The 10,286-nt window shown below is 61.8% G+C and carries 11 protein-coding genes and 1 tRNA gene; 6 read left to right on the top strand and 6 right to left on the bottom strand.

The features are described from left to right. Positions 1 to 87: 87 nt before the first annotated feature. The gene (locus tag Q0938_RS18370; RefSeq protein WP_073068829.1) at positions 88 to 777 is read left to right on the top strand and encodes an SOS response-associated peptidase; all 690 of its coding nucleotides are present in this window, start codon (positions 88 to 90) and stop codon (positions 775 to 777) included. A 20-nt stretch (positions 778 to 797) separates the two neighbouring features. Further along, positions 798 to 1,166, top strand: a complete 369-nt coding sequence (locus tag Q0938_RS18375; RefSeq protein ID WP_073068828.1) for a hypothetical protein — start codon at positions 798 to 800, stop codon at positions 1,164 to 1,166. A 194-nt stretch (positions 1,167 to 1,360) separates the two neighbouring features. On the opposite strand, the gene Q0938_RS18380 is transcribed toward Q0938_RS18375, so the two are convergent. Genes Q0938_RS18380 through Q0938_RS18390 form a run of 3 tightly spaced genes read right to left on the bottom strand, consistent with a single transcriptional unit; the run spans position 1,361 to position 5,387 of the window. Then, the gene (locus Q0938_RS18380; RefSeq protein ID WP_073068827.1) at positions 1,361 to 3,196 is read right to left on the bottom strand and encodes a ThiF family adenylyltransferase; all 1,836 of its coding nucleotides are present in this window, start codon (positions 3,194 to 3,196) and stop codon (positions 1,361 to 1,363) included. Continuing rightward, complete coding sequence (locus Q0938_RS18385) at positions 3,189 to 4,235, bottom strand: cyclic GMP-AMP synthase DncV-like nucleotidyltransferase (RefSeq protein WP_073068826.1); 1,047 nt, start codon at positions 4,233 to 4,235, stop codon at positions 3,189 to 3,191. The genes Q0938_RS18380 and Q0938_RS18385 overlap by 8 nt, the downstream gene beginning before the upstream one ends. Positions 4,236 to 4,238: 3 nt before the next feature. Continuing rightward, positions 4,239 to 5,387 (bottom strand): patatin-like phospholipase family protein, encoded by a 1,149-nt coding sequence (locus tag Q0938_RS18390; RefSeq protein ID WP_073068825.1) that lies wholly within the window; start codon positions 5,385 to 5,387, stop codon positions 4,239 to 4,241. Positions 5,388 to 5,524: 137 nt separating this feature from the next. Here Q0938_RS18390 and Q0938_RS18395 point away from each other — a divergent pair, with 137 nt between their 5' ends. Continuing rightward, positions 5,525 to 6,445, top strand: coding sequence for a WYL domain-containing protein (locus Q0938_RS18395; RefSeq protein ID WP_073068824.1), 921 nt, complete (start codon positions 5,525 to 5,527; stop codon positions 6,443 to 6,445). A 130-nt stretch (positions 6,446 to 6,575) separates the two neighbouring features. Further along, a complete protein-coding gene (locus Q0938_RS18400) occupies positions 6,576 to 7,181 on the top strand; it encodes a hypothetical protein (RefSeq protein WP_143159764.1) in 606 nt (201 codons plus the stop codon). 92 nt (positions 7,182 to 7,273) lie between these two features. Here the strand turns inward: Q0938_RS18400 and Q0938_RS18405 are convergent, their stop codons facing one another. Together Q0938_RS18405 and Q0938_RS18410 are read right to left on the bottom strand one after the other, a co-directional pair. Beyond that, positions 7,274 to 7,783: a GNAT family N-acetyltransferase gene (locus Q0938_RS18405; protein WP_073068823.1), complete on the bottom strand. Its 510-nt coding sequence runs from the start codon at positions 7,781 to 7,783 to the stop codon at positions 7,274 to 7,276. 4 nt (positions 7,784 to 7,787) lie between these two features. Continuing rightward, on the bottom strand, positions 7,788 to 8,087 hold the full coding sequence (locus tag Q0938_RS18410) for a DUF1778 domain-containing protein (protein WP_012112837.1): 300 nt from the start codon (positions 8,085 to 8,087) through the stop codon (positions 7,788 to 7,790). 302 nt (positions 8,088 to 8,389) lie between these two features. Between Q0938_RS18410 and Q0938_RS18415 the strand changes: the two genes are divergently transcribed. Both Q0938_RS18415 and Q0938_RS18420 read left to right on the top strand, forming a co-directional pair. Further along, positions 8,390 to 8,581: a hypothetical protein gene (locus tag Q0938_RS18415; protein WP_299365453.1), complete on the top strand. Its 192-nt coding sequence runs from the start codon at positions 8,390 to 8,392 to the stop codon at positions 8,579 to 8,581. A gap of 19 nt (positions 8,582 to 8,600) precedes the next feature. Continuing rightward, positions 8,601 to 10,253, top strand: a complete 1,653-nt coding sequence (locus Q0938_RS18420) for a recombinase family protein (protein WP_073068833.1) — start codon at positions 8,601 to 8,603, stop codon at positions 10,251 to 10,253. Here Q0938_RS18420 and Q0938_RS18425 read toward each other — a convergent pair. Continuing rightward, a tRNA-Met gene (locus Q0938_RS18425) sits at positions 10,210 to 10,286 on the bottom strand. The genes Q0938_RS18420 and Q0938_RS18425 overlap by 44 nt on opposite strands.

Genomic DNA, 10,286 nt, shown 5'->3' on the forward strand with positions numbered 1-10,286 from the left:
CTGTCACAGAAACCGCGGGATAAATCCGTCCGGGGAAAGGGGAACCTCGGACATCAGAGGCTTTGTGCAACAAAGCCTGGCGGGGCGATGTGCAATCTCTATCGCATTACGACCAATCAGCAGGCGATCCGGGATTTCGTGGCCGCCACCCATGACAGTATCGGCAATCTGGAACCATCGATCGACGTCTATCCCGACCGGCCGGCGCATGTGGTGCGCAACACCGACGGCGGGCGGGAACTAGCTTCGCTGACCTGGGGCATGCCGACGCCCATCGAATATCTGAAATCCCGCGACGTGCCGGACACGGGCGTCACCAATATCCGCAACACGGGCAGCCCCCACTGGCGCAAATGGCTCGGGGTCGAGCATCGCTGCGTGGTTCCGGCCACCGCGTTCTCCGAATACGGGCAGAAGCCCGATCCGATCACAAAGCGCAAACCGCTGCACTGGTTCGCCCTCGACGAGACCCAGCCCCTGTTCTTCTTTGCGGGAATCTGGACGCCTTGGCGCGGAACCCGCGGATCGAACCGCACCCCGCGCCCGGGCGATCATCAGCTGTTCGCCTTCCTGACAACCGATGCCAACAGCGTGGTGAAGCCGATCCATCCGAAGGCCATGCCCGCCATCCTGACGAGCCGCGAAGAAGTCGAGATCTGGCTCGGGGCTGATTGGAAGGACGCCAAGGCGCTGCAACGGCCACTGCCCGATGATCGGTTGGTGACCGCGGAGACGCCAGCCAGCGCAGCTGCCACTGGCATGCTGCCGGGCATCTGAACAATGATCCGGAGGACGAAATGGGCCGGAAGGAAGATGAACAGTTAGCGGCCACGCTCGCCAAGGCGATGGCGATGATCTGCGTTCGCAACAGCATGCTGGAGGACCTGCATGCGGGGCCGGTCCCGGTCACGAAGACCGGCGACTATTCCGATGTCTTCGTCATCGACGCGGACGGCAATCGCATCTCCTGGGTAACCGTGTCGCGGATCGACGACGACGAGATGCGCGACCTGATGCGCCAGGTGGTCAACCGCCTCTACACGTTCCAGACCTGCTTCGCCGAGCCACAGTTTCAGGCCGTGATCGACAAATGGCTCGGTGTGGCGCGTAACTGGGACGAGCCGGTCCTCGATGAGCGTCTCGCAGGACGGTCTTCCCGACAATAGCCTTCCCATCAGCGAACGATTGGTGTCGCAACTCGACCGCTTGCTGAATGGGATGTAGGAACGCAGCAGAATGGCCGACCCTGAGCTGACTCATGGCAATCCGCAAATGAAAACCGCAGGAAGATTGGTTGCGCCGATATGGGCTGGCGGTGCAGGAAGCAAGACTTCGCTGAAGGCCTTTGAAAGGCCGCCAGTCAGGCCACCTTTTCCGACTGAGCGCTGCCGCACGCCACGCAAGCAGCGGCCGGCCAAGGTCGACCAACCGTACGCAACCCGGAGTCGATCTGCTCGTGGGCAGACAACCACGCCTCGCTCATGCGCCCACCGAGCTTCGCGATCCGATCGGGCGATGCGACAACTACCCGGCTGAACGATTGCGAAGGCGGATCCAGCAGGCAGTCCAACGCGAGCTCACCGACCATAGCGGTCACATAGCTGAGTTCAACCGGACCATAGGGCTGGTAGTGCGCGCCGCAAGCCGGTTCCTCTTGATTGGCGCCGCCACCGTCCGCCCACTCCACGACCTGGAAGGCGGGCTTTCCCGTGCGACCGATGTGGCATTGAAGGCACCCACCCTCACCCGCGATCACGACACCGTGCCCCGCACAGGCATGCGCTTCGGTCCAGGCATAGAGAACCGGCTTCTGTCGACCATGATCGACGTGCCAACGATTGAGGGCGTTCTCCGCGGCCCAGCTTCCCGTCGCCGCGATAATCAGATCAGTTGCCTCTAGGAGATTGGGGTCAGTCAGAAGGAGCTCATGTAGCCCGCATGGCCGGCCCTCGATCTGCAGATGGGGGTAATCGGTCTGCAGGCGCTCCGCCAATGCCTCGGCCTTGTTGCGGCCGACCGCAGTGGCACCCAATGGATGCCGGCCGACATTCGGCCAGCTCAGCGTGTCATGATCGAGAAGAATGATCCGCCCGACGCCGGCTTGCGCGAGGGCACAGGCCACTGGCGCGCCAACGGACCCGCATCCGATCAGGACGGCAGTCGCTGCGAGGAGCCGTGCGGCCCGGGGATCTCGGCCGCGACCATGTATCCAAGTCGCATCGGCTCGTTGAACGGAACTTCGAATGACAGGATTGGCGCCGAAGAACCTGTCGACCAGCACAGACTTCGGCGTGCGGCCCGGTCGGAAACCTTTGGACAGAGGCTCCAATGCCGAGCGGGGATGAGACTTGAGCCGCTTCGGGTTTAAAATCTTGACACCGATCAGCCCGGCGCCCCCGCGCCCCTCTGCCCCGATAACCGTGACGAGATGATCCGGTTCGCCGACAGCCGCTTGATCGAGAACTTGAACCGCATCGGTCCCGGTTGCGGCCGCCAGAGCGCGAAGGTCTGACGCGGTTTCGGGATACGCCGAAGGGAGCAACGGCTCGCCCAGCCAGATGAATGCCGCGTCCTCGATCTTGGTTTTGGCGCAGTCGCCAAAGCGGTTGCGGATCCAATCGAGCAGCGATTCCGCATCTTCACCCACAACCTCCAAACCCTCACCTCGCCAGACCCGAACGGCGCGCGACGGCGGCGCAGGGGTCAGCAGACTGAAAAGATGAGCGCCATCGGAATGCGCCTTGTAGGCCCAGTACGTCAGGAACTCTTCACGAAAATCCCTCTCGATGATTGACCCGTCGAGCAACTCCTCGATCAACCGCACCGACCGGTTGAGCAGATTGGCGGCCACATCCGACGGATCATCGGGGTCACACTCCGCCAAGTTCGGCAGAAGACACAGGACGCCATCGCTCTCGACGTGCGGCCAAGTCATGAATTCAGGATGGTCGACCAGCGCAGTCCGCACCGGGACGGTCGGAAACCCCGCCGTGACCACCACGTCGATGCGACGCATGACGCCGTCAGGAAAAGTTACGCTGATCCGCCAAGCGGCGACCCAGCGGCGCGTGGGGTAGCAACTCCTGATCGTCCCTTCATCCAAACGCTCGGGTGCCTGCCCCGTCACCTCGCGGAGTCTCGCTTCAAGTTGAAGTGCCGCCTGCCTCCAACAGAGAGGTAACGGCCTCTCAAGCATGGCGCCCGCCGCCGGCGCTGCTGACTGCCGCCGCTGCGGCCGCCGTCGAGCCCAACAGCGCTGCCGAACTGATGATTGCAGGCGCCGCTACCGCGGCACGCCGCTCCTCCTCTAGCCGCTCACTGAAGAACGTCGTGGCAAACACCTTGTCCCAGCATTTCAACGCGCGCTCGCGAGTGCAATCAACCTCGAAGAGCGGTTGCAACGTGTCGATCGCCTCCGTCAGCTTGTCGCGGAAGCTCCGAGCTCGAGCATCGTCATCGCCGCTCGTGATGTAGTCTCCCGGCGTGACGGGATGCGCAACTTGAAGGTTCCAGTTCAGCCGGTCGCGAATGGCGACCATCGTGTCGTAGAGGGCGCGATCTTCGCGTTCATTCTGCCGGTACCGCTCGGTCAACAGCACCGAGATGCCGAACCCGCTCAAGATACCGCCTCGCCAGCTATAGCGGCTCCGGGCGTATTTCTTCAGGTCGCGGTTGATGCGGCGAAGCTGCACACCGTCTGCTGATCGTGCCCGCTCGTCCTCGTACCAGTCGGACACGTCGCGAGCGTCGGACCGTTTCCAGCCACTGCTCGCCGCCAGTTCATAGTGAATCTCGTCGCCGAAGACGGTCGAGGTCACGACGCGCCGATAAACCGGCAAGTCAACGTGATATCCCTTCTCGTAAAAGACCCGCACGCAGTTGCGGCGAACCTCCGGCGCCCTCTTGAACTTGCCGTCGTCGACGGCGTCGCGCACCATCTGGCGCGCTTGGAGCGACGTCATCTCGGCACCGCGCTCGCCGACCAGTTCCTCTTTTCGGAAATAGACACCGTCGTCGATGTCGTAATCATTGTCCGGGTCGCGGACCATTGTCTTCATGGCGTAGCTGCCCTGCTTCACGAACTCGAGTGGCGCTGGCTTGCCTGCCGCCGCGAGGCCGTTCCGAAGGCGCGAACGGTTCGAGTTGCGGCGGTCGCGCATCGCATCCTGCTCTGTCTTGGGCAGGGTCACGTCTTGGTCATGGTAAGCCCGGATATCCTTAGCACAGTCGAACATTGCTCATCCTTTTCGATCACGGGGGGATACGCGGTCCCACACCGCGCCGGTGGCCGGCATCGCCGGCAGTTCATTCATGAGGGACCGGATCATGCGTCCGTCCTCGCTGTTGGGATCGTCGCAGACGCTCTTGGTCAGGTCGGCGTCGGTGTTGGCCTGGGCGATTAGGCGATCCATCGCCTCCCGCCGGGTGTCGTCGAGAGCTAGGTAAGGCATCATGCTGGCCGGGACAGGCTTGTTGGGAAACCGGACACGTCGGATCGGGCGACCGCAGTTGCTGATGGCGTTTGCGAGAAGCCGCGCCATGTGATCGAAGGCAAACTCCTGAGCCGAGATGCTCAGCGGCGCCACGTCAGCACCGAGCGACCAGTCGAGCATCGACCGATGGGCGGTCTCCGCGTCGAGGTGATCGCCGTCGGGCCGCGGGCACGTTCCCAGCGAAAAGATCTCAATGGGGCGGTCGGGCGCGGCGATAGTGAGCGCGTCAATCAGGCCGACCATAATCGGGTTGTTGGCCCATAGTCCGCCGTCGGCGAACACCTGCTTCGGGCCGCCCGGCGTGTTCGGGTCGTTGATCGCTGCGAGCGACCGATAGATCGGTGCCGCACTGGTCGCCATGCACACATCGACGAGCGGATACTTATCGTCGCGAACTCCGCTCCTCGGTGTTTTCTTGAAGACCCAGGCGCGATGCTCGCTCATCAACACGGACGGGATCGATAACGAGACGCCGCGACCGCTGTAGACGTCGAACATGGTGACGTCTCCGAGCACGTCCTCCAGCGCCGCGCGCAGGGCGTTGTCGCCCGCGCGAACAAAGCGATCACCCTGCGTGGCCCGATAGATCGCGCTCCGCTTGCCCTTGATCCTATGGGGGAAGATTTTGGGCCCATGCTCGCGATACAGCGCGACGACTTCCGGCATCGGCCGACCGACAGCGAGCGCACAGCCGACGATCGCGCCAGTGCTGGTCCCAGTGATCAGATCGAAGCCGCGGCCGAGATCCAACGCCGTCTCGCCCCTTATTCGAGCGAACTGGTTGGTCAGCCGAGCCAGGAAAGCTGCAGTGTAGATGCCCCGCATGCCTCCACCGTCGAGGCTGAGCACGCGGTAAGGACGTTCAGGCTGTTGATGTTCTTCGTCTGTTTCCATCTAGGCGCCCCCGTTTCGATCACGACGAGGTTGCCTTCGCGCCCGCGTCCGTCCATAAGATATGGCAACGGGGCAAACATACGTCAAGTTACTGGACGTGACAACTCGGCAAGAATCGTGTTTTTGGAGGTAATGACATGGTAGGAGATGGCGAACAGCTCCGGTGGGGTGTCCGCCGAAGGCTTGAATTCATTGACTTTCGCCTATTCTGGGACGGTCGCTTCAACCGCAGCGATATTGCGCAGACTTTCGGGATCTCCGCGCAGCAGGCGTCCGCTGACATCGCTCAATATGAGAAGCTCGCCCCACAAAACCTTCGCTATGACCGGGCCGAGAAGGCCTACAGACGCGCGAACACGTTCGCGCCGATCTTCATCGGAGAGACCATTGACCGCTACCTCCTTCAGCTGGTCGCGATCGAGAACCGATGGATGCGGCCCGAGGACACGTGGTTCGACGCGATCCCGCCTGTCGAGGTGCTAACGCTTGGACGACGGCCTACTGACCCAACGGTCTTGCTGCGCGTGCTCGACGCCGTCCGCAATCACCTCGAGATCGACATTGAGTATTCTTCGCTGACAGGTTCCGAGCAGCTCTCGCGGTCGATCGCGCCGCACGCTCTCTCCCACAGCGCGGGCCGTTGGTATGTCCGGTCTTGGTCACGCGAGCACAACGACTTCCGGGACTATAATCTTAACCGGATCGGTGCGGTTAAGGGTCAGCGCCTAGCATCGGTCGATCCTGAACTCGATTTCGAGTGGGTACACAAGATCAACCTTGTCATTGTGCCCAACGCGGCCTTGTCGGCTGAGCGGCAAGCGGCCGTGGCAGCGGAGCACGCGATGACCGATGGACGCCTCATTCGACCATGTCGATTGAGCCTAAGCTTCTATCTGATGAGTGAGTACAACCTAGACGTCGAACCGGGGGTGTTGAAGCCAGAGAAGCAGCAAATCGTCCTCGAAAATCGGGACGAGGTGACGCAAGCGCGCGTGCTCGCTCGCAAGATGTCGAAGGAAGCCTTGGATCGCGCCTCGCGGACTGGCTCGCCCGCATGATGAGCGCGCCGCCTACCGAGCAGTCGCGCCGACGCTGGCATGGTACTTCGTGATGTCGGTGGCAGCGACCTTGTTGTTCGGGAGTCTCGCGCGGAACGATCAGTCCGAAGGCTCTGACACGGATCTACTAATGATCAATTTGGACGACGAGACGCGTCACATCTCGATCGGCAAACTGTCGCTATTCCTCTATCCTTGGAGGCAGCTTGAACAGGACGCACGCGACGGTGACCTATTCGTTTGTCATCTCGTTCGTGAGGCCAAACCAATCGTAGATCCGGACAACTATTTGGACAAACTTCGAACCGCGTTTAAATTTCGATCGACCTACCAAGATGAAGTGAGCTGGGCGGTTGACTTGGGCTGGTACCTCGTCAGGTTCGGCGACGAGTTGAATTCCAATCTGCTGGGAAAGCGAGCGCTCTGGTGCATCCGCACGATCCTGATCGCCCGTGGCGCCGAACAGCGCGATCCGGTCTTTGCGCCTCATCGGCTCGCAGAGCAAACGCAATCGGCGTTAGCGCGCGACATTCTTTGCAACCGCCGCCGCCAACACGAGGACGCAGTCGTGCGAGAGTCGCTCCGACAGTTTCTCTGTAATGAAGCACCAAGTTGCCAGATGCTTGAGCTAAAAGATCGCGACGCCTTTATCAAAGGGTTCGCGGAAACATCCAACAAGGTCGCGCTACAAACGCTCCGCCAGAAAGAAAGAAGCGAAGCAAGCTATCTCGGCTAGGGAACGCTTGGGGTTGATCACGATGGGCTCACCATTGTTCATTGGTTCATATGCCTAGGTTGATCCATCCAGCCGCCTCTCCAGCCAAGATTTTACCCGCCGCTCTCACCGAGCGACGCCGCGATGTCGCTGATCGAGCGAAGCAGAACCAGGGGATCGTCCCTGGACGGTTCGAAGCCGCGCCGCCGCCAAAACTCGGCAGCATCTCCGTCAACGGCGTTGACCATCAACGCCCGCCCGCCGATCAGCGAAGCGGCCTGAACGCAGCGTTGGAGGGCATGCTTCACAAGGCCGGTCCCGATGCCCAACCCTGCCCATCCGGTGTCGGTCGCGAGCTGGCCGAGCAGCATGCACGGGACCGGATTCGGCGGCTGCCCCGTCCTGATCGAGCGCGGCAGAACCGAAGGCAACACACCGGTCGGCGCAAGGCCGTAGTAGCCGACCACGCGCCCGGCCTCATGAACGACGAGAACGGCAGTGAAGCCCTTCTGCTGATTGGAAAGGGCGCGCGTCTTCAGCCAGTGGGCAAGAGTCTGCTTGCCACAGGAGAACTCGGACACATCGTGAGCGGCGGTAAGCGGTTCGGGACCCGAAAGGAGCAAGGGCTTACCGCTTCGCCACGTAGCCGGGCTCCCACGGCGCGGGACGCTTCAGGACTTCGACCATCTCCGGAACGGGAGCGGCAGGACGCGCCAGCACATCCATGAACTCGGCGAAGCCTTCCGGGCTCATCCGGATCAGGCCTTGTTCCATGACGACCTCCTCGGCCGCGCGCACTGCGGCGTCGCGCACGAAGTCGGTGCGCGAGCGGCCGCGCAGGTTTGCGGCGCGATCGATCATTGCGACATCCGCCTCGGGCAGGCGCATCGAGATCGGGTATTCCTTGCGTTCGGCGGTCGTGGCCATGGCGAGTCTCCTTGGTCGACATATAGCGCCTTGTATCGCGAATTACAATACGATGAGGTTGCCTCAACAGTCAATGACCTCATGAGGACGAGCGACGAGGCCAATGATGACCGGGCCAACGTGGGATTCCGATAGGTTATTTTGCTACGCCATGGCTCGCCAGGACACGCTGGGCTACGCCACAGCCCGCACACCCGCGCCAATTGTCGCCGAATATTCGCCTTCAATTTCCGTTGCTTATGCTTCCCCTGCGGCGAATGCTGCAAGTTATGACCTTGCGAGCCCCAGGAAACCCGGCAAAGATGACAGGAGGAGAGCGCGAAGCGCTGCTCGAATCCTTGCTGCTGGACAAGCCGGAGCTGACGTTTACGCCACGCGGCAATCCCGACCCACGCCTTCTGCGACTGGTCGGCATCCTGGCGAGGCAGGCGGCGCAGGAGTGCTATGCAGAGGAAGTGAAGATGTCACGGCAAAGGAGGAAGCGCTCCTCCTGACACGGATGGGAGCCAAGTTTTGAAAGTCGCGATCTACGCCCGCTATTCTTCCGACAATCAACGCGACGCTTCCATCGCCGACCAGTTCCGCATGTGCCGCCTCCATGCCGAGAAGCAGGGCTGGCATATCGTCGAGGAGTATTCGGACCACGCGATCTCCGGCGCCTCGCTGATCCGGCCGGGCATTCAGGCGCTCATGGCCGACGCTATGGGCGGCCGCTTCGATCTGATCCTGGCCGAAGCGATGGACCGCCTCTCCCGCGACCAGGAAGACATCGCGGGCATCTTCAAGCGCATGTCCTATGCCGACGTGAAAATGTTCACCCTCTCGGAAGGCGAGGTGACGCATTTGCATGTTGGCCTCAAGGGCACGATGAATGCGCTCTTCCTGAAGGATCTGGCCGACAAGACTCGGCGCGGGCAGCGCGGCCGAGTCGAGGCGGGCAAATCGGGTGGCGGCAATGCCTATGGCTACGATGTGGTCAAGAAGTTCGATGCGAACGGCGAGCCGATCCGCGGCGATCGCACCATCAACGAATTCCAGGCCGAAGTCGTGCGCCGCATCTTCCGCGACTATGCCGCCGGCAAATCGGCCAAGACCATCGCCTTCGCCCTGAACAAGGAAGGCATTCCCGCTCCGTCAGGCGGAGACTGGGGTTTCAGCACGATCAACGGGAACCCGAAGCGCGGCAACGGCATCCTCAACAACGAGATGTATATCGGCAAGATCGTCTGGAACCGGCAGCGCTTCGTCAAGGATCCGAACACCGGCAAGCGGCAGGCCCGCCCCAATCCGGAAGAGGAATGGGTCATCCAGGAAGCGCCCGAGCTGCGCATCCTCGATGACGAACTCTGGAACGCGGTGAAGGCGCGACAGGAGAAGAACAAGCTCGCGCGGAAGGAGAACGGCGAGGCCGATCTCTCGCGGATCAATACCCGCCGCCGCCCCAAGTACCTCTTCTCGGGGCTGACCAAATGTTCCTGCTGTGGTGGCGGCTATTCCGCGATTTCGGCGACGCTGATTGGATGTGCGACGGCGCGCAATAAGGGGACCTGCGACAACCGGGTCAACATCCGCCGGGATGAACTGGAATCGCGTGTGCTGAACGCGCTGCGCAACAAACTCGTCGATCCGGAGCTCTTCGCCCATTTCTGTGAAGTCTTCACGCAGGAGATGAACCGGCTGCGCATGGAAGGCCGCGCCGAGATCGCGTCGGCCGAGGCAGAGATTGCGAGGATCGATCGGGAACTCGAGACCCTCCTCAATCTGATTCTGAAGGGTGGGGCCGCTGACGCGCTCAACGCAAAGATGGTGACGATTGAGAAACGCAAGAAGGAACTTGAACTGTTCCTGGCCGAAGCGGACGAGCCGCCACCCCTGCTGCACCCGAGTATGGCACTGCAATACCGCAAGCGGGTCCAACAGCTCTACGACGCCCTGCAGGACGAAGACGAGGGGAAACGGATCGAGGCCGCCGACACGCTGCGCTCGCTCGTTGACCAGATCGTGTTGACCCCGGTCGAGGGCAAGGTGGAGATCGACGTGCAGGGCGATCTTGCTGGAATCCTTACGATTTCCACGCAAAGCAAAAACCCCGCAGCGGGCGCTACGGGGTCGCAAGTAAAGATGGTTGCGGGGGTAGGATTTGAACCTACGACCTTCAGGTTATGAGCCTGACGAGCTACCGGGCTGCTCTACCCCGCG

The sequence above is a fragment of the uncultured Paracoccus sp. genome (genome assembly GCF_947496875.1).
In the GTDB taxonomy this organism is placed as follows: Bacteria; Pseudomonadota; Alphaproteobacteria; order Rhodobacterales; family Rhodobacteraceae; genus Paracoccus.